The sequence below is a fragment of the Halostella litorea genome, assembly GCF_004785955.1.
In the GTDB taxonomy this organism is placed as follows: domain Archaea; phylum Halobacteriota; class Halobacteria; order Halobacteriales; family Natronoarchaeaceae; genus Halostella; species Halostella litorea.
The window spans coordinates 144,386-163,890 of the sequence record NZ_SJER01000004.1; the positions used below are offsets into that span (position 1 = coordinate 144,386).

At 68.1% G+C, this 19,505-nt stretch carries 16 protein-coding genes; 10 read left to right on the top strand and 6 right to left on the bottom strand.

Features of this window, described 5'->3' with window-relative positions; translation table 11 throughout:
• The first annotated feature begins 6 nt into the window (after positions 1–6).
• Positions 7–2,079, top strand: a complete 2,073-nt coding sequence (locus EYW40_RS13595) for a (Fe-S)-binding protein (RefSeq protein ID WP_135822198.1) — start codon at positions 7–9, stop codon at positions 2,077–2,079.
• Positions 2,080–2,247: 168 nt separating this feature from the next.
• Here the strand turns inward: EYW40_RS13595 and EYW40_RS13600 are convergent, their stop codons facing one another.
• From EYW40_RS13600 to EYW40_RS13610, 3 genes are all read right to left on the bottom strand, one after another.
• The gene (locus EYW40_RS13600; RefSeq protein WP_135822199.1) at positions 2,248–3,039 is read right to left on the bottom strand and encodes an SDR family oxidoreductase; all 792 of its coding nucleotides are present in this window, start codon (positions 3,037–3,039) and stop codon (positions 2,248–2,250) included.
• Between the two features lie 175 nt (positions 3,040–3,214).
• Entirely contained in the window at positions 3,215–4,375 is a 1,161-nt protein-coding gene (locus tag EYW40_RS13605; protein WP_135822200.1) for a pyridoxal phosphate-dependent aminotransferase, read from the bottom strand.
• Between the two features lie 92 nt (positions 4,376–4,467).
• A complete protein-coding gene (locus EYW40_RS13610; RefSeq protein WP_135822201.1) occupies positions 4,468–5,394 on the bottom strand; it encodes a DUF1152 domain-containing protein in 927 nt (308 codons plus the stop codon).
• 209 nt (positions 5,395–5,603) lie between these two features.
• On the opposite strand from EYW40_RS13610, the gene EYW40_RS13615 reads away from it, so the two are divergent.
• The 3 genes from EYW40_RS13615 (at position 5,604) to EYW40_RS19655 (ending at position 9,361) form a co-directional block, all read left to right on the top strand.
• Entirely contained in the window at positions 5,604–7,187 is a 1,584-nt protein-coding gene (locus tag EYW40_RS13615) for an aldehyde dehydrogenase family protein (RefSeq protein WP_135822202.1), read from the top strand.
• Between the two features lie 324 nt (positions 7,188–7,511).
• Positions 7,512–9,005: a sodium/proline symporter gene (locus tag EYW40_RS13620; protein ID WP_135822203.1), complete on the top strand. Its 1,494-nt coding sequence runs from the start codon at positions 7,512–7,514 to the stop codon at positions 9,003–9,005.
• Between the two features lie 209 nt (positions 9,006–9,214).
• Positions 9,215–9,361 carry a hypothetical protein gene (locus tag EYW40_RS19655; protein ID WP_161973217.1) on the top strand — a complete coding sequence of 49 codons (147 nt, stop codon included), beginning with the start codon at positions 9,215–9,217 and terminating at the stop codon, positions 9,359–9,361.
• Between the two features lie 218 nt (positions 9,362–9,579).
• Here the strand turns inward: EYW40_RS19655 and EYW40_RS13625 are convergent, their stop codons facing one another.
• The gene (locus EYW40_RS13625) at positions 9,580–10,734 is read right to left on the bottom strand and encodes an NAD(P)/FAD-dependent oxidoreductase (protein WP_135822204.1); all 1,155 of its coding nucleotides are present in this window, start codon (positions 10,732–10,734) and stop codon (positions 9,580–9,582) included.
• Between the two features lie 272 nt (positions 10,735–11,006).
• On the opposite strand from EYW40_RS13625, the gene EYW40_RS13630 reads away from it, so the two are divergent.
• Positions 11,007–11,351: a cupin domain-containing protein gene (locus EYW40_RS13630; RefSeq protein ID WP_135822205.1), complete on the top strand. Its 345-nt coding sequence runs from the start codon at positions 11,007–11,009 to the stop codon at positions 11,349–11,351.
• Positions 11,352–11,475: 124 nt separating this feature from the next.
• Here EYW40_RS13630 and EYW40_RS13635 read toward each other — a convergent pair whose 3' ends face one another.
• The gene (locus tag EYW40_RS13635) at positions 11,476–12,264 is read right to left on the bottom strand and encodes a 2-amino-3,7-dideoxy-D-threo-hept-6-ulosonate synthase (protein ID WP_135822206.1); all 789 of its coding nucleotides are present in this window, start codon (positions 12,262–12,264) and stop codon (positions 11,476–11,478) included.
• A 189-nt stretch (positions 12,265–12,453) separates the two neighbouring features.
• Between EYW40_RS13635 and EYW40_RS13640 the strand changes: the two genes are divergently transcribed.
• The 5 genes from EYW40_RS13640 to EYW40_RS13660 all read left to right on the top strand — a co-directional run bounded on the left by EYW40_RS13640 (position 12,454) and on the right by EYW40_RS13660 (position 17,912).
• Positions 12,454–13,254 carry an electron transfer flavoprotein subunit beta/FixA family protein gene (locus tag EYW40_RS13640; protein ID WP_135822207.1) on the top strand — a complete coding sequence of 267 codons (801 nt, stop codon included), beginning with the start codon at positions 12,454–12,456 and terminating at the stop codon, positions 13,252–13,254.
• The gene (locus EYW40_RS13645; RefSeq protein ID WP_135822208.1) at positions 13,251–14,225 is read left to right on the top strand and encodes an electron transfer flavoprotein subunit alpha/FixB family protein; all 975 of its coding nucleotides are present in this window, start codon (positions 13,251–13,253) and stop codon (positions 14,223–14,225) included. Before EYW40_RS13640 ends, EYW40_RS13645 begins: the two co-directional genes overlap by 4 nt.
• A gap of 414 nt (positions 14,226–14,639) precedes the next feature.
• The gene (locus EYW40_RS13650) at positions 14,640–14,915 is read left to right on the top strand and encodes a MarR family transcriptional regulator (RefSeq protein ID WP_135822209.1); all 276 of its coding nucleotides are present in this window, start codon (positions 14,640–14,642) and stop codon (positions 14,913–14,915) included.
• A gap of 900 nt (positions 14,916–15,815) precedes the next feature.
• Positions 15,816–16,784, top strand: a complete 969-nt coding sequence (locus EYW40_RS13655; RefSeq protein ID WP_135822210.1) for an ornithine cyclodeaminase family protein — start codon at positions 15,816–15,818, stop codon at positions 16,782–16,784.
• A gap of 99 nt (positions 16,785–16,883) precedes the next feature.
• Positions 16,884–17,912, top strand: coding sequence for a proline racemase family protein (locus EYW40_RS13660; protein ID WP_135822211.1), 1,029 nt, complete (start codon positions 16,884–16,886; stop codon positions 17,910–17,912).
• A 56-nt stretch (positions 17,913–17,968) separates the two neighbouring features.
• Here EYW40_RS13660 and EYW40_RS13665 read toward each other — a convergent pair whose 3' ends face one another.
• On the bottom strand, positions 17,969–19,465 hold the full coding sequence (locus tag EYW40_RS13665) for a sodium:solute symporter family transporter (protein ID WP_135822212.1): 1,497 nt from the start codon (positions 19,463–19,465) through the stop codon (positions 17,969–17,971).
• Between the last annotated feature and the right edge of the window lie 40 nt (positions 19,466–19,505).

The following is a 19,505-nucleotide window of genomic DNA, read 5'->3' on the forward strand; positions in this document are numbered from 1 at the left end:
TCAGGCATGAGATATGTGGCCCAAGCGGAGGGTACGGTCACGCGGGAGACGTTCTGGACCATCAGCGGGGTCGGGGAGGTGCTGTTTTACTACCTCGCTGCGGTGGCGGTCCTGGTGTTCCTCTACGGCGTCTACGACCGCGTCGCCCGCTACACCCGCGGCGCGGACGACCCGTTCGACCGACTCGACGACCTGCCCGGAAGAGTGCTGTCGGCGACGAGAACCGTCTTCTCGAACGTCAACCAGTTCGACCGCGACCTCTACGGCGGCCTCATGCACGCGTTCATCTTCTGGGGCTTCCTGACGCTGCTCATCGGCACGACGATTCTGGGCATCGACATGGACATCGCCCGCAAGGTCGGCGAGTCGTTCTGGACCGGCGACTTCTATCTCGCCTACTCCCTGACGATGGACGCCATGGGCCTGCTCTTTGTCGTCGGCATCGGCATGGCCCTCTACCGGCGCTACTGGGTCCGCAACGAACGCCTCTGGGGGAAACACACCGGCCCCGAGGACCATCTGTTCGTCTGGGCGCTGTTCGTCCTCGGCGTCGGCGGCTACCTCACCGAGGGCCTCCGCATCCTCGGCACCGGCTTCCCCGACTTCGAGACGGTGAGTTTCGTCGGCTGGTTCGTCGCCGACGTGTTCGCCCTCGCCGGCATGAGCGAATCGCTGGCCGTCGACCTCTACTGGTGGGCCTGGTGGTCCCATGCCTTGGTCGCGCTGGCCTTCGTCGCCGCCATCCCCTACGCCAAACCCTTCCACATGCTCTCCTCGTACGCCAACGTCGTCGCCCGCGACGACCGGGCCGGCAAGCGCCTGCCCGGCGTCCCCGACGACGCCAGCCCCGAGGAGATCGGCTACACGGGCGTCGAGGACTTCACCTGGAAGGATCGCCTCGACCAGGACGCCTGCACGAAATGCGGCCGCTGCTCGTCGGTCTGTCCTGCGAAAGCTTCGGGCCGCCCGCTCGACCCTCGCGACGTCATCCTCGACCTCAAAGCCTACCGCGAGGCTCTAGGAGCCGGCGACGCCGAAGAGCAACCCATCATCGCCGACGGCGGGACGAGCGTCATCAACAGCGAGACGATGGAGTCCTGCATGGCCTGTATGGCCTGCATGGACGCCTGCCCGGTGGATATCGAACACCTCAAGCAGTTCACGGAGATGAACCGGCGGCTGACCGAGTCCGGCCAGATGGACGCCAACGTCCAGGACGCGATGATGAACGTGTTCCAGAACGGCAACACGTTCGGCGACCCCGAGCGCAAGCGCCCCGACTGGACCGACGACCTCGACTTCGAGGTGCCCGACGCTCGCGACCAGCCCGTCGAGTACGTCTGGTACGTCGGCGACTACCCCAGTTACGACGAGCGCAACCGCCGGATCGCCCGGGCGCTGGCGACCGTCTTCGAACGCGCCGGCGTCGACTACGGCATCCTCTACGAGGACGAACAGACCGCCGGCAACGACGTGCGCCGGGTCGGCGAGGAAGGCCTCTACGAGATGCTCGTCGAGGACAACGCGGCCGCCATTCAGGACTGCGAGTTCGACAGCATCGTCTGTACGGACCCCCACGCGTACAACACGTTCGCGAACGAGTACCCCGAGTTCGACGCCTGTGAGTGGAGCGGCGACGACGTGTTCCACTACACCCAGGTCGTCGCTGACCTGGCCGAACAAGGCGTGCTCGGCCTCGACGGGACGGAACTGGACTACACGGTCACCTACCACGACCCGTGTCACCTCGGGCGGTACAACGACGTGTTCGAGGCACCGCGCGAGTTGGTGCGGGCGACCGGCGCGGACCTGTTCGAGATGCCGCGGAATCGGTCGGACTCGTTCTGTTGCGGCGGTGGCGGGGGCGGCCTCTGGATGGAGGTCGAGGAGGAGACGAAACCGAGCGAGGAGCGCCTGCGCGAGGCCCTGGAGGACACGGACGCGGGCGAGGCGGTTGAGAAGTTCGTGGTGGCGTGTCCGATGTGTGCGACGATGTACGAGGACGGGCGCAAGACCGGCGGCTACGAGGACGACATCGAGGTCATCGGCCTGACCGAACTCCTCGCCGAGGCGCTGTGAGCTAACAGTTCCACTCGTTCGGCGGGGGCCCGTCCGGCGAGTGGGTACGTCGGGTCCGCCGGTTGCGACGGCAGGATCCGCCTGTGGGGCGGAGAAAGCGTGACGCCGTTCCGTCGGGACGGCGAGCCGTCGGCGAAGTGGAGTGTGGGGTTCGGGATCGAAACCGCGTTAGAGGTTCGAACTGCCGTCGCCGCCGTCGATGGGGATCGCCGTGCCGTTCACGTAACTGGAGCGCGGCGAGGAGAGGAACGCCACGACTTCGCCGAGTTCCTGCGGCTGGCCGATCCGACCCATCGGGTTGGCCGAGCCGCGGGCCTCCAGCCCGGACTCGACCGACTCGTACTCGCCGCGTTCGACGCCCTGCTCGACGAGGTTCCGGATGCGGGCTGTCTCGTGGGGGGCCGGCAGGACGGCGTTGGCGCGCACGTCCGGCGCGAGCTCCTTGGACAGGGTCTTCTCCAGGCCGATGACGCTCATCCGCACGGAGTTCGACAGCACGAGCGAGTCGATGGCCTCCTTCACGCTCCGGGAGGTGATGTTGACGATGGTGCCGTAGTCGCTCTCCTGCAGCGGTTCGACCGCCTCGTTGACGAGCCGGACGACGCTCATGACCAGCAGGTCGAACGCCTCGTACCAGTCCTCCTCGGTCGTGTCGAGGAACGGGCCGCTCGGCGGGCCGCCGGCGTTCGTCACCAGGTGGTCCAGCCGGCCGAACTCCTCGAGTGTCCGCTCGACGAGCGTCTCGATGTCGTCGCGTTCGGTCAGGTCGCCGGGGACGCCGACGACCCGCCCGTCGCCGAGTTCGTCCAGTTCCTCGACGGCCTCGTCGAGTCGGTCGGCGTCCCGCCCGTTGACGACGACGTTCGCGTCCTCCCGGGCGAAGACTTCCGCCGACGCCTTGCCGAGTCCGCTGCTTGAGGCCGTGACCAGAGCTACGTTGTCCGCTAGTTCGAGTCCCATTGCACCCGAAACCCTGTCGGCGAGATACATAGTATTAACGTCATGGGGAGGCCGGCCGCGGCGCGGCAAGGGCCGGTGGCAGTCGGCGGGTGGAAGGACGGGACAGGCTACCGACGGGAACCGCGTGGGCCACACGTGACAGCGTCGGGCCGGACGGACCCCAGGCCGGGAGCGGTCACAGCCACTGCTCGATCCGGTCGAAGGCCTCGTCGATCCGCTCGACGGAGTTCGAGTACGCGATCCGCAAGCGGCCCTCGCCGGCGTCGCCGAAGACGCTCCCGGGGACGAGCGCGACGCCGCTCTCGCGGAGCAGGGAGAACACGAACTCGCGGTCGTCGGCGTACCCCTCCGGGAGGGTCGGGAACGCGTAGAACGCGCCGCCCGGGGTCGGGGAGGACATCCCGGGGATCCGGTCGATGCGCTCGCAGACGCGGTCCTTCCGGCGCTCGAACGCCTCGACCATCGGCTCGTGGAGGTCGCTGCCGACGGCCCGCACGCCTGCGTGCTGGGAGATCGACGACGCGCAGGTCGACGTGTACTGCCGGGCGCGGATGATTGGGTCGACGAGGTCGGCCGGGGCCGCGAGGTAGCCGAGCCGCCAGCCGGTCATCGAGTACGCCTTCGAGAACCCGTTTACCGTCACCGTCCGCTCCCGCATCGCGTCCAGCGCGGCGAGGCTGTGGTGTGACTCGTCGCCGTAGAGGATCTTCTCGTATATCTCGTCGGACATGACGAGGAGGTCGTTGTCGACGGCGAAGTCGCGGATCGCCTTCGCCCCGGACTCGTCGAGCACGCCGCCGGTCGGGTTGTTCGGGCTGTTGACGATCAGCAGCTTCGACCGCGGCGATGCGGCCTCCCGGAGCGAGTCGAGGTCGGGCTGGAACCCGGTCGCGGGGTCGAGTTCGTAGGCCACCGGTTCGGCGCCGGCCAGCCGGACGCCGGCGGGGTAGGTCCAGCTCGGGTCCGGGACGAGCACCTCGTCGCCCGCCCCGACGAGCCCCATCAGGGTGACGAACACCGCCTCGGTCGCGCCACAGGTGACCACGATCTCGTCGTCCGCGTCGTAGCGGACGCCGTTTTCCTCCGCGAGCTTCGTTGCCAGCCGGTCCCGGAGCGGCTGGATGCCGTAGTTCGAGGTGTAGTGGACGTCCCCGCGGTCCAGCGCGTCGATCGCGCCCTGCTTGATCGGGGACGGCGTGTCGAAGTCGGGCCGTCCGATCTCGAGGTGGACGATGTCCTGGCCCTGGTCTTCGAGACGGTCGCACTCCTCGAACACTTCCCTGATGCCTGAGAACGGCACGTTCGCCATTCGGTCGGCTCCTGGCTGGTCGAGCATGCGACAGTGGTGTCTCACTCGAACGTTATAAGACTACCCTGTACGGGTCGGCCGCGGGGGATCCGACCGAGCGACGGCGGGGCGCTTCGCGGTCAGTCCCCGTCGGCGACCGACCGTTCGTACGCGAGTTCCGTATCGTACCCCTCCGAACGGAGACGCTCGTCGGCCGCCTCGATGCTGTCGGTGCCCGCGACGACGGACGCCGGGTCCGAGTGGGCCGCGACTGCGGCCGTATCGAGGTAGAACGTCACCGTGCTGGCCGGCGTGAGTTCGACGGTCCGCTTCCCGTCCCGGATCGGGTGGGTGCCGACCTCGCCGCGGCTGACGCGGAGCGGGAGGCGGCTCGCGTCCGTGGGGACCACCTCGACGATCCGTTCGAGTTCGTCGGCCACCGCCGGGGTCACGCCCCACGCGCCCAGGAGCCCGCCGTCGGCGGCGACCGCGCCGACGTTCCGGTGCAGTTCGGGGAGCGTGAGTTCCCCGTCGCTCCCGTAGCCGAACATCCCGACGCAGGTGGGCACGGAGAGCCCGGAGAGGGCCGCCAGCGATACCCCGTCCGCGAGGGGGCTCACCACCCCGGGTTCGGACCCCGACGCGAGGACGTCGCCGCCCGCGTCGACGCCGACGACCAGGTCGACGTTCAGTCGCTCGCAGGCGGCCGCCAGCCCCGCGCGGAACCCCTCCGCGCCGCCGGTCACGTCGAGCAGGGCGACGTCGCGCTCCAGACAGGACGCGACCGACGCCTCCGCGAACGTGACCCCGTCGTGCGTGCGCGTGTCGCCCGACCCGAGGGCAAGCGCCTCGCTCACCCGGTCGACCCCGACCAGTTCGTCGAGCGACCGCGGTCCGGGCTGTGGGTCGACGACCGACCGTTCCCACGCCAGGCCGCCGAGGACCGTCTCGACGCCGTGCCGTTCCAGCAGCCTGACCGTCGGCAGCGTTCCGACCACGTCCCCGCCGCCGCCGATCCCGAAGACGAGCGCCCGCGAGCAGTCCAGGGCCTCCTCGAACGAGTTCATGTCCGGACGCTCGGGCGGGCGGATGTTAAGTGTCCCGTCGCGGCGGCCGACGTTTAAACGCCTGGAATATGCAAACGTACAACACACCGTGGCCCCAGGTGCGGTGTCGGGCGGCGGGGACCGGGCGAACGGACGCGTACGGTCGGCGGACGGGTGCCACGTTTCGGGGAACCCCAATCTATAATACCTCTCCTATACACCGCCAACACGTGCAGCCAAGAGAGTATGATAACGAGCTGACGTACCTCACACATCAACAGTCCGACGATGTAGAGGGCTTCCATCAGGCGTACGAGGAGGCCGTCGAGTCGGTCGAGGCGAGCCTCGGCGAGTCGCACCCGCTCCGGATCGACGGGGAAGCCGTCGAGACGGGCGACAGCTTCACCGTGACGGACCCCGGCGACCAGACCGTCGAGATCGGGGAGTTCGCGGCGGGAGGCGAGCAGGAAGTCGAGGCCGCGGTGAGCGCCGCGAAGGCGGCGTCCCCCGACTGGGAGGCCCTCGACGTCGAGTCGCGCGTCGAGATCTTCCAGGACGCCGCTGACATCATGCGCGACCGGAAGTACGAACTCGCGGCGGCGCTCTCGCTGGAGAACGGGAAGAACCGCACCGAGGCGATGGCCGACGTCGACGAGGCCATCGACTTCCTCGACTTCTACAGCAGCGAGTTCGAGCGGTCGAACGGCTACGAGTTCGACACCGGCGAGCCGACGCCCGGCCAGCACACGACGAACCTGCTGCGCCCGTACGGCGTGTTCGCGGTCATCTCGCCGTTCAACTTCCCGATGGCGCTGTTCGTCGGGATGAGCGCCGGCGCGATGGTGACCGGCAACACCGTCGTCGCAAAGCCGGCGAGCACCACGCCGCTGGTGGCACAGAAGTACGCGTCCATCCTCGAGGAGGCGGGCCTCCCCGACGGCGTCCTCAACGTCGTCATGGGCGGGGGCAGCGACGTCGGCCAGCCGCTCGTTGAACACGAGGACGTCAGCGGGGTCGCGTTCACCGGCTCCCGCGAGGTCGGCCTGCACATCCAGGAGACGTTCATGGAACTGGGCAAACGGGGCCCGGTCATCGCCGAACTCGGCGGCAAGAACCCCGTCATCGTCAGCGACACGGCCGACATCGACGAGGCCGTCGAGGGCGTGAAAAACGGCGCGTTCTCCTTCAGCGGACAGAAGTGTTCGGCCACCTCCCGCGTCTACGTCTACGAGGACGTCATCGACGAGTTCACGGACAAGCTCGTCGCGGAGACGGAGGAACTCACCGCCGGGCCCGCGACGGACCGCGACACGTTCATCTCGCCGCTGATCAACGACAGCGCGCTCGAACACTACCAGGAGATCACCGAGCAGGCCCGGGCCGACGGGTCCGTGCTCACCGGCGGCGAGGTCATCACGGAGGGCGACCTCGCCGACGGCCGGTTCGTCGAGCCGACCGTCGTCACCGACATCCCCCACGAGCACGACCTGGCCCGCGAGGAGCATTTCCTCCCGTTCGTGACGATCCACCCGGTCTCGGACCTGGAAGAGGGGATCGAGAAGTCGAACGACAGCGAGTACGGCCTCTGTGCGGGGCTGTTCTCCACCGACGAGGACGAGATCGACCAGTGGTTCGACGAGGTGGAGTCCGGGATGTGCTACGTCAACCGGAACCAGAGCGCGACCACGGGTGCGCTGGTGCAGGCCCAGCCGTTCGGCGGCTGGAAGTTCTCCGGGACCACCGGCAAGTTCGCCGGCGGCTACTGGTACCTGCAGCAGTTCATGCGCGAGCAGAGCCGTACCCGCGTGGAGTAAGCACCCCCACGCACGGGGCGTACGGCTGACGACCCATAGCGATCGACGGAACCCTCTTTTCGCGGTTCGACCGGTCCATCGACGGCGTCCTCACGGTCGGTTCGGACCGCAGTTACGGCGACTGACGCGCTCCCGGATCCGGAAGTGGATCGGCGGTTCGCTGAAACTTCGCACAGTCGTCGTTCGGGAACGCGGATGGACGTCCGATATTTCCGCGAATAGATTCGACTGTCCCGACACATATGAATACAGACGAGACATGCACATTATTTACCGTTAATTATAATAAATGCCAATCGGAACGGAAGGTCGTGGTTAACACACATGGCAAGCTTTGACAGTGTAGCCGTCGGTCTGGTCGGCTACTTGATACTGGTCGCTGGAATCGGTTATTGGGGGTCGAAACGGGTCGAAAACGAGTCGGACTTCTTCCTCGGCGGGGAGAAGCTCCCGGGCTGGGCGCTGGCGCTCTCGGAGCGGAGTTCCGACATGTCCGGGTGGCTCCTGCTCGGCCTCCCGGGGCTCGCCTGGGCCACCGGCCTCTCCTCGGTCTGGGTGATCGTCGGCGCGGCCGGCGGGGCCATCTTCCAGTGGGTCGTTTACTCGCGCCCGTTCATGGAGGGCCGGAAGGAGACGGGCGCGGTGACGCCGGTCGGCCTGCTAGCCGAGAAGATCCCGGGCGACTCGCCGGTCATCAGAGCGCTGCCGGCGCTGGTCACCTTCGTGTTCTTCATGGGCTACGTCGGGTCGCAGTTCATCGCCGGCGGGACGATATTCCAGGACGTGTTCGGCGTCAGCGCGACGGTCGGCCTGCTGGTCGTCGCCGCCCTCATCATCCTCTACTCGTTCGCCGGCGGCTTCCTGGCGGTCGTCTGGACCGACGCGATGCAGGCGTTGCTGATGGTGTTTACCCTCATCCTCCTGCCGGGCATGCTCCTGGTCCAGGTGCTGACCGACCCCTCCCTCTCGATCATGGGGTCGCTCGAAGCCGCCGGCGACGGGCGCGCATCCTGGTTCGGCGGCGCGACCGGGTCCGCGGCGCTCCTGATCCTGGGGACGAACCTCAGTTGGTTCTTCGCGACGCTCGGGGGCTATCCCCACCTCGACGCGCGGTTGATGGCGGTCCGGAGCGAGTCCGACCGCCGGACGGCGATCGTCGTGTCCACCGTCTGGGGCGTCCTCACCGCCATCGGCGCGGTGCTCCTCGGGCTCCTGGCCCGGACCCTCCACGGTGCGCCGAGCACGCTGGAAGGGAACCGCGAGATGGTCCTCTCGTTCATGGTCACCGAGCACACGCCCGGCTTCCTCAGCGGGATCCTGCTTGCGGGCGCGCTGGCCGCGATGATGTCGACGGCGGACTCGCAGCTGGTCGTCGCGAGTTCGGCGGCCGCACACGACGTCTACAGCAAGATCCTCAACGAGGGCAAGGAGTTCAGCGAGAAGGTCCAGCTCCGGATCTCCCGCATCGGCACGCTCGTCGTCGGGACGGTCGGGCTCGCGGTCGCGTACTTCTCCGAGAGCCTCGTGTACACGCTGGTGAGCTACTCGGCGACTGGCCTGTTCTCCGCGTTCGGCCCGGCGTTTACCCTCCTGTTCTTCTGGGGGGACAACCTCTCCAAACACGGGCTCGTCGCCGCGTTCCTCGCGGGGCCGGCTGTGACGGTCGCGTGGATCACGCTCGGGCTGACGGACATGGTGACCGTGCGTCTGGTCGCCCCGCCCGCCGGCTTCGCCGCCGCGATCATCGCCTCGCTCGTCTGGCCGCGGTCGGAGCAGCCGTCGTCGGAGCCGGACGGGGTGGCCGCGGCGCAGGACTGACCCTCCCTCCCGAGCAGGGCATCCGAGCCGACCCGTTCCCCTGAGCACTGCGGTCTACGGAGGCACCTCCCGTTACGCCCCGTTCCCGGGGTCGCCGAATCGGGCACAGCCGGGCAGCCGTGCGCGTAGCGACGTCCCGGGAGCCGTAGAGATACAGCCCGTACCACCGGTAGCTTTTTGTAATCTAATTGCTTCTTGCCGGGTGTACGATGGAGTTAGATCGACTCGGGGCGAACAGCCCTGCCAGCAAGGAGCCGCTGTTCGACTGTCCGGACTGTGAGACGAAACTCGACCGGGAGAATGGGTTCTTGGCCTGTCCGGAGTGTGGATGGGTGCCAAAGCACGGGTCGGACTGAACCGCACGGAGCGGCCGGACGAGGAGTACAGCGGATACACTGAACGCGGCGAGCACCGCGACGCTAAGCGGTAGCCGGTCGGCACGTGCAGGACCCGCTCGGCCGAACCGATAGCGGCACCGTTCCTCTATTCACAGCGAGCGGAGAGCCATCGGTCGCCGCAAAGCACGCGGTCGCCGACCGGCCTACAGGGAGAGATGGAGTTCGCGACCGCCGTCTCAGTCAATGACCGTCCCCTCTTCGAGCCGTGTTCCCCGTTCGAAGCGGTCGGACGTCAGCGACGAGATGTCGACGAGCGAGGGGGAGCCGTCGACGATGATCTCGGAGACGAGCTGGCCGGCCGCCGGCGACTGCATGAACCCGTGGCCGGAGAACCCGGCGGCGACGACGAAGCCGGGGATCGTCTCCTCGATTATCGGGTGGTGGTCGGGCGTCATCGAGTACAGGCCGGCCCAGCCCTCCTTCACGGCCGTCTCCGGGCCGAAGTTCCCCGCGACGTCCGACAGCCCCTCGATCACCTGCGCGGACCAGTCGAGCGACACCTGCTTCGGGAACCCGTCCGGGCTCATGTCCGGGTCCGCCTCGTCGAAGTGGCCGCCACAGACGACCGCGCCGTTGCGCTCCGGGCGGAAGTGGACGCCGCGGTCCTGGTCGATCGTGAACGGGACGGAGCTGTCGACCGGCGTGTCCGGGTCGGCCACCATCAGCTGTCGGCGCTTCGGCGAGATGGGGAGGTCGACGCCGGCCAGTTTCGCGACCTTCGCCGCCCAGGGCCCCGCGGCGTTGACCATGTAGTCCGCGTCGAGCGTCTCCTCGGCCGTCTCGACGCCGGTGACGCGACCGGTCGCGTCCTTGCGGACGTCGACCGCCTCGGTCTTCGTCCGGATGTCGACGCCCGCCGCGTCCGCCGCCGTCGAGAACCCCTGCAGCGCGAGGTGGGGGTCGGCGAACCCGTCGGCCGGCGAGTACGAGGCCGCCACGAAGTTCTCCGCGTACAGTTCCGGGCAGAGCTCCGCCGCCTCGTCCGGGTCCAGCATCTCGCTGTCGACGCCGACCTCGTTCTGTTTCCTGACGTTCTCCTCGAACCGTTCGGCGGTCTCCTCCTCCCGCGCCAGGAACATGTACCCCGGCCGGCGGTACGCGATGTCGGTGTCGAACTCCTCCTCGAACGTCTCCCAGACCTCCATGCTCTCCATCGAGAGCCTGGCGCTGACGGGCGAGGAGAACTGCGCACGTATCCCGCCGTTGGCGCGGTCGGTGCTTCCGTTACCGAGGTTCCCCTTCTCCAAGAGGGTGACCTCCGCCCCGCTCCGGCCGAGGTAGTACGCGGATGCAATACCTATGATGCCGCCACCAATCACTACGACTTGCACAACCTATATCTAAAACCGTGGGATTAAAAATATTTGCTAGATACCAGCGCTTGCGACGGCCTGATCGGTCGGACCGGCGCCGCGGCCGGCGGAAGCGCTCGCTTAGACGGCCACCGACGGGACCGCCACACGGGGGCGGGATCGGCCGCATAGTGAACAGGGGCCGAACGGGGAGAGGGGGACCGGCGGTGTCGCTCGCCCCGACGTGCCTCCCTGCCCCCGGCGTGCCAAAAGTATTATAGTCGTCGTGGGGCACCCTACAACCGTCGACGATGAAAGCCACTACCATAGAGGACGCGGAAACGTACGAACCGGAGGAGGGCTGGCAGCGGAAGTCGCTGGCGGAGAGCGACCGGTTCTCCTTCGAGTGGTTCGAGAAGCCCCCGGGCCACTCCTCGCCGATGCACGACCACGAGAACGAGCAGGTCTGTGTCGTGCTGAAGGGCGAACTGACCATCTACACGGAGGACGACGAGGTGACGCTCACGGAACACGACGCCGCCCATCTGGAGTCGTGGGAGGAACACCGCGTGGAAAACACCGGCGACGAACTGGCGATCGGGCTCGACGTGTTCGCGCCCGGGCGGAGCTTCGACTTCTGGACCGACAGGGAGTAACCCGTCGTCGGTTCGCCGTGCCCTCGGGGTTACGGGGAGCCGGGTCCAACCGCACTGTGCGGTCGCTGTTCGGGTCCGAGCGACGCGTGTCCGAAACTGAGACGTTCGATTCCCGCCGGGGCCGTTACTCGGCCAGGCCGGCGAGGTCCATGGCTTCCGGGACGTCCGCGTCGTCGTGGACGATGGTGGAGACGCCGCGGGCCATCGCCTCAGGGTCGTCGTGCTGGAACACCGACCGGCCCATGGAGACGCCCGCCGCGCCGGCGTCGACCGCCCCGCGCACGTTCCGGAGCATCTGGCGGTCGGTCTGCGGGTCGCCGCCCGCCATGATGACGGGGATGCCGACCGCGTCCGCGACGGTCCCGTACGACTCCGCGTCGCCCGAGTAGGCGGTCTTCGCGACGTCCGCGCCCATCTCCTCGGCGATCCGCACGGCGTGTGCCAGGTTCTCCGCGTCGTGTTCGTCGACGCCGGGGCCCCGGGCGTACGTCATCGCGAGCACGGGCATCCCGTACTCGTGGGCCGTCTCCGTGACCGACGCCAGGTCCTCCAGTTGGCGGGGCTCGTGGTTGCTCCCGATGTTCAGGTGCATCGAGACGGCGTCCGCGCCGGCGCGGATGGCCTCGCGGACCGTGCCGGTCATCCGCTTGTCGTTCGCGTCCGGCCCCATCGTCGTCGACGCGTTCAGGTGGACGACGTACCCCTTCCCGTTCTTGTTCGAGTGTACGCGGCCGGCCAGTCCTTTCTGTGTCAGTACGCTGTCGGCCCCGCCCCGTGTCACCGCGTCGATCGTCGATTCGATGTCCCTGAGGCCTTTCGTCGCCCCGATCGTGATCCCGTGGTCCATCGGAACGTTGACCATCTTCCCGTCCGTCGAAATGCGCTCCAGTCGTGCGGTCAGACCTGCTGTCATGGATCAATAGCGGTCCAACGGGAACTTAACTCATTTGACTTCGGTAGCCATTACCAACTCGTTCACCGCGAGCGATAGGTTGCCCGGGTTCGCCGGGAGCGCGGGCCGGGGCGTTCGGTCGCCGGCTTCCGATTGTGACGACCGCACGATTCAAGTTGCTATACGAGAGTGGGTGTGATGGAGTAACAGATGAAGGTTCTTGTCACGGTCAAAGAGGTGGCTATCGTCGAGGACGGCTTCGAGATCGCCGGCACGGAAGTCGACGACACCTACCTCGGCTACGACCTCAACGAGTGGGACGACTACGCCGTCGAGGAGGCCGTTCAACTGGCCGAGGCCGGGGACGACGTGGAGGTCGTCGCGGTCACCATCGGCCCCGAGCGCAGCGAGGAGACGATCCGGATGGCGCTGGCGAAGGGCGCGGACCGCGCGGTCCGGGTCTGGGACGACGCCATCGCGGACGTGGAACTGTTAGACGTGGAGACGAAAGCCCGGCTGCTGGGGGCCGTCGTCGAGCAGGAGGAGCCCGACCTCGTGCTGTCGGGCGTCCAGGCCAACGACGACAGCTTCGGCGCGACCGGGGTCGCGCTCGCCGAGACGGTCGGCTTCCAGTGGGCGGCGGTCGTGAACGCGCTCGACACCGGGACGGTCCTGGAGGAGGGCGTCGCCTCGGTTCGCCGCGAACTCGAGGGCGGCGTCGAGGAACTGACCGACGTCGACCTCCCGGCGGTGCTGACGATCCAGACGGGGATCAACGAGCCGCGCTACGCCAGCCTGCGGGGCATTCGACAGGCCCAGTCCAAGGAGATCGACACGCGGACGGTCGCGGACCTGGGGCTGGACGCGAGCGTCGCCGAGTCCAGCCTCGACGTCACCGCGATGTACGAGCCCGAGAGCGAGAGCGACGCGGAGTACTTCGACGGCGACCCCGACGAGCAGGCCGCACAGTTGGCCGACGTCCTCGTCGAGAAAGGGGTGGTCTCAGAATGACCGTCCTCGTCGTCGCCGACCACCGGCGCGGCGAACTCCGGGACGTGTCGTTCGAGCTCCTGACGGCGGGGCGCGAACTCGCTGACGCCGCCGGGGCCGAACTGCACGCGGCCGTCATCTCCGGGGACACGGACGCGTTCGCGGACGAACTGAACCGGGAGGGCGTCGACGCGGTCCACGCCGTCGACCACGGCGAGGAGTTCAACCACGACGTGTACGCGCAGGCAGCGACCGCGCTCGCCGACGACCTGGCGGCGGAGTTCCTCGTCGTGCCCAACAGCGTCAACGGGCTGGACTACGCGCCCGCCGTGGCGACCCGGCTCGACCGGCCGTACGTCTCCGACGCGGTCGGCCTCGACTACGCGGACGGCACGCTCGAAGTCACGCGGGAGATGTACGGCTCGAAGGTCGAGACGACCGTCGCGGTCGACGACGGGCCGTTCGTGGTCTCCGTCCGCGGCGCGGAGTGGCCGCCCGCCGAGGGCACCGGCGACGCCGCCGTCCGCGCGTTCGACGCCGACGTCGACGAGGCCGCCGTCGGCTCGACGGTGCGGGGCTTCGAGGAGGTCGGCGGCGGCGGCGACGTCGACATCGGCGAGGCGGAGTTCCTGGTCTCGATCGGCCGGGGCATCGAGGAGGAGGAGAACCTCGAACTCGTCGAGGAACTCGTCGACGCCACGGACGCGATGCTGTCGTCGTCCCGGCCGATCGTCGACAACGGCTGGCTGCCGAAGAACCGCCAGGTCGGCCAGTCGGGCAAGCAGGTGTCCCCGGACGTCTACCTCGCGATCGGCATCTCCGGTGCCGTCCAGCACGTCGCCGGCATGAAAACCAGCGACACGATCGTCGCCATCAACACCGACCCCAACGCCCCGATCTTCGACATCGCCGACTACGGCATCGTCGGCGACCTCTTCGACGTCGTGCCCGAACTCGTCGAACAGTTCGGCGGCGATCCGCCCGACGTCTGACCGGGCGCTGGCGGTGTGCAGGCGGGATTTTCCGGAGGCCGAGACGGACATTTCAGTCCACAGATCAACGGGACGGGCTCGCCACGCCACGCTCGGCGACGGTCGACGCGTTTTGCACTTACTCACTCGCGATCAGGCGGGTGTGCCGGACCGCGTGCAGCCGCTTGGATCCCCAGCCAAACGGCCTATTAAGGCGTGTAGATATTCCGTTCGTTTAAATAGGTGTCGGGTGTTAGCATGGGGTATCCCGCGGCCGCGAGTCGGAAGTTCTCAGGGACGGTCGCTGGGCCACCGGGCAGTACCGCCCGAGTGGCCCCATGGGCCGGGCGGGATCCGGCCGAGACGACGCCGGATAGGGGCGAATATCGACCCCGGGGAAACCTATTTATGGGATATCGAACATTCCAATGAACGATGGTCGGAGCCCAAAAGCAGTCGATCCAGAGTCCCTTTTCCACGAGGACCGAGTCCACGCTCAGGGACGAAGCGCCCAGCACGAAGTTAGTAGCGTACGCGCTCAAACAGCGGGACGACCTCACGATAGACGGGCTCAGCGAGTGCACCCTGCTCCCGCCCCGAACGATCCGGTACGCGTTACAGAACCTCGAGGAGGCCGAACTCATCGACACCGAACAGTGCCTGACCGACGCCAGGCGGAAGAGCTACCGCTGGAGCGGCACGAACGAGTGAGCCCCGGACGCCGGAGTCGTACGTCTCGCGAGGAACCGCTGAGCCGACGGGTCGGCCACGCTGTGAAAGTCCAGTCGGGGAGCCGCCGCGCACGGTCGTCCTCGGGCACAGCGGCGTTCCCCTCGATCCCGCACCCCATATAAACGTCTGTATATTCAAGACTATGATACACAATGGCACATCCGGGTCGCGGGCCGCGAACTCCCCTGTCCGCCCGCCGAACCGCGCGGCCGGGCGACAGTATGGTGGGTTTAACACGGGCCCGTGCCGCGGATCCGCCTTGGTCCCGCCGCATCGCTGCCCGCGCCTGCGGGAGTGCCGCCGACGGCGTCCATCAACCAAATTACAATCATACTATTGTAAACCCATGTTGTGCGGCCGCTCTTATAGGTTTCAAATATCACGGGACACACGAGGTACTGGTCGCCGTTCTGACGGGTCCTCGACAGGCAGTCGGGTCGTTCTACGCGTCCAATGATGTGCGATCCACACATTACAGACGGACCTTCGGATCCGTGTGTCATGCTCCCGTGTCTTGACATCGCCGGGTCGAGGAGGGAGACTGGCGCTCTGAGGTCCCACCGGTCGCGTCGTCCGTTCTGAACCCACCGCATTCGGTCACTCAGAAGGGATCTTTGCGGACGCAACGGCACCGGGGATCAACTCCATCCAAGTGAGCGGCCAGGCAGTTTCAGTCATCGGTTCACTCGCCATTGGAACGCCGTTACGACGGGTAGAACAGTATAGAAGTGGGGCCTCTTCACTAATCTATCGGCGTTCGATCCGCGACGTTCCTCTCCCGTCACCGTCGACCGCACGCCTCGGAGGACCGCCGCCGAGGAGACGAGTCAGGGACGGCCGCGTAGTAAGCTCTAAGGGAGGGAACGCTGACGTAGCAGTATGGTTCTGGTGCTATCAGGCGAGGACGTCGCCTCCCTCGTCAGTCTCCCCGACGTGGCGGCCGAGGTCGAACGCGCCCAGATCAAACAGGACGCGGGGGCGGCGGAGCGACCGAACCGCCCGCACTACCCGATCGGGCGGGGGCTCGACGGAAACGAACCGCTCGGAACGGGGCTGGCGATGCCCGCCTATATCCACGGGAGCGACCACTTCGCCACGAAACTGGTGAGCGTCCACGAGGGGAACCCGGAAGGGGTGCCGACGCTCCACTCACAGCTTCTCCTGGCCGACGCGCGCACCGGGCTGCCGGTGTCGATCATGGACGCCAACGGCGTCACGAACGCGCGGACGGGCTGTATCGGCGGGCTGGCCGCCCGGTCGCTGGCCGTCAGTCCGGTGGATCTGGCCGTCATCGGCGCGGGCGTCCAGGCGCGGTGGCAGACCCGGGCGGTCGACGCGCTGTGTGACCTGCGGAGCGTCGCCATCTACGCCCCGAGCGAGTCGAAACACGCCGCCGCGGACGACCTCGCGTCGGAGGGGATCCCGGCCAGCGCGGCCGAGTCCGCGGAGTCGGCCGTCCGGGACGCGAACGTGGTGATAACGGCGACGACGAGCACCGAGCCGGTGTTCCCCGCCGAGGCCGTCCGGGAGGGGACGCTGGTCGTCGGTATCGGAGCCTTCCGGCCGGAGATGCAGGAGATCGAACCGGCCGTGTTCGACGCGGCCGCCCGGGTGTTCGCGGACGTTCCGAGCGAGGCGATCGAGACGGGCGACCTCGCCGCGACGTCGCTGACGGCGGACCGGCTCGTTCCGCTGGGCGAGGCGTTCACCGGCGAGACGGGCCGGCGGGCGGACGACGAGGTGCTCGTCGTCGAGAGCGTCGGGAGCGCGGTGTTCGACGCGGCGACCGCCGAACACGTCTACGGCCTGGCCCGTGACCGGGGCGTCGGGACGACGGTCGAACTGTGACGCGCCCGGCGCGGTCGTCCGGGCTCGCGGCCGCGGGACGGTCCCCGACGCGCCGCGTCGGCAAAGGAATATATATCGTCGACCGGAAACCACCGGTCCATGCTGGACCAGCCGCGGATACCCGAGGAGTGGCACCGGATCGAAACGATCGAATCGCACACGGGCGGGGAGCCGCTCCGGATCGTCGTCGATGGCTTTCCGGACCTGGAGGGCGAAACGATCCTCGAACGGCGGCGTCAGCTGCGGGAGTCCCACGACGACCTCCGGACCGCGCTATTGTGGGAGCCGCGCGGGCACGCCGACATGTACGGCGCGGTCCTCACGGAGCCGGTCACCGACGAGGCCGACGTCGGCGTCCTGTTCACGACGAACGAGGGCTACAGTTCGATGTGTGGCCACGGGATCATCGCGCTCGGGACGGCCCTCGTCGAGACCGGGATGCTCCCGGCGAGCCCGCCGACGGCCAACGTCGCCTTCGACACCCCGGCGGGGCTCGTGAGGTCGACGGCCCGACTCGACGGGGAGAGGGTGACGTCGGTCTCCTTCGAGAACGTCCCGTCGTTCGCCCCGCTCCTAGACGCGACCGTCGACGTCCCCGGCCACGGCGCGGTCGAGTTCGACCTCGGGTACGGGGGCGCGTTCTACGCCTACTGCGACGCCGACCAGTTCGGACTGAACCTCTCGCCGGACAACGCCGACGAGATACGCCGGACCGGGATGGCGGTAAAGCGGGCCGTCGCGGACGCGTTCGCCGTCGAACACCCGGTCGAGGACGACCTGAGCTTCCTGTACGGGACCATCTTTCGCGGGCCGGCCGCGGCCCAGGACCGTGACAGCCGGAACGTCTGCGTGTTCGCGGACGGCCAGATCGACCGCTCGCCGACGGGCACCGGCGTGAGCGGCCGGCTCGCCATCCGGCACGAACGCGGCGACCTCGACGCAGGCGACGAGTTCGTCGTCGAAAGCGTCGTCGGGACGGCCTTCCGCGGGACGGTCGCGCGGGAGACGACGTACGGCGGCTACGACGCCGTGGTTCCCGAGATCGCCGGGAGCGCACACGTCACCGGGCGCAGCGAGTTCGTGATCGACCCCGACGACCCCCTCCGGGACGGCTTCTTCCTCAGCTAAGCGGCGGCCGAACACGCGCCGACGCCCCGGTCGGGCCGGGGATGGCCGTGTCCGCGTCAGTCCTGACCCGGAGTGCCCACCGCCGACGGCCGATCGGTCGGCTCCCGGTCCGGCCACAGCAGGGAGGCACCGATCGCGGCGGCGAACCCGATCGGCGGCGCGATGAGCCGGACCGTGATGACCGCGTCCAGCCCGAGGCCGACCCAGAGGATGGTCGCCCCGGGTCCGGCGACGAACGCGGCGACGAGGCCGGCCACGGAAAGGTCCCGCCGCCAGAAGAACACGAGGGTAAACGCCGGGCCGAAGGCGGAGAACAGCCCGGTGCCGGAGTAGCTCACGAGCGTGTACACCAGGTCCGACGTCAGCAACGCGATGGCGAGCCCGATCACGCCGACCGCGAACGTCGCCGCACGTGAGACGCGGAGCTGGGACGCCTCGCTGAACTCCTCGCCTTTCGTCAGGATCTCGTTGTAGACGTCCTGTGCGACCGCGGAGCTGGCGACGACGATCTGCGAGGACGCCGTCGACATCATCGCCGCGAGCGCGCCGGCGAGGAGGACGCCCCCGAGCAGCCCCGGGAGGTGTTCCAGCACCATGAACGGGAGCACCATCTCGCGGTCCGCCTGCACGGCCGCCGGGGCCCCGTTGATGACGCGCGCGAGCAGCCCCAGCAGCACCGCACCGGAGGAGGTGAGGATCCCCCAGACGGTCGCCACGAGGATGGCCGAGCGGCGGTCGGCGTCGTTGCGGACCGCCATGAACCGGGCGTCGAGGTGGGGGTAGCCGCCCAGATACAGGAAGAACCAGCTCAGGCTGGCCCCGAGGAACACGAGGGCGGCGGCGTCGGTCCGGCCGCCGAACCACGTCGCCCGGCTCCCGCCGGACGCGGCGAGGCCGCCCACGAGCGAGGTGGATGGGTCGAGGAAGACGGAGACGAGGAGATACCCCGGGAGCACGACGAGCGTGAACAGCATCAAAAGCGCCTGCATCACGTCGGTCCACACGACCGAGGGGAACCCGCCGGCAAGCGAGTACGCCGTGACGACGACGCCGACGACGACGATACCGACGACGGGGTCGATCCCGAAGGCGTTCTGGAAGATGTTGCCGCCGGCAAGGAACTGCGCCCCGACGTAGCCCATGTAGAACACGAAGGTGACCAGCGCCGGCAGCGCGCGGACGGCCGACGAATCGCCGGGGATCTTCTCCGCGAGGAGCCCGATCGGGGTGATCGCACCGGTCTCCTTCCGGCCCTCCATGAACGGCCGCGCGTAGACGATCCACTGGAAGATGGCCCCGCCGGTCGTGCCGACGAGCACCCAGACGGCGGAGAGGCCGACCGACCACGCCAGCCCCGGCACGCCCAGCAGGAGCCAGCCGGACATCCCGGAGCTTCGCTCCGAGAGCGCCAGCGCCCAGCCCGGAAGCTGGTCGCCGCCGAGGAAGAAGTCCTCGCCGGAGGAGACCAGCTTCGACCCCCAGTGGCCGATCGCGACCACGACGATCAGATAGCCTACCAGCCCGACCACGGTGTTTACGCCTGCTTCTACCACGCTCCGAAAATAAATATAGCAATATAAAAGCGCTGTGATC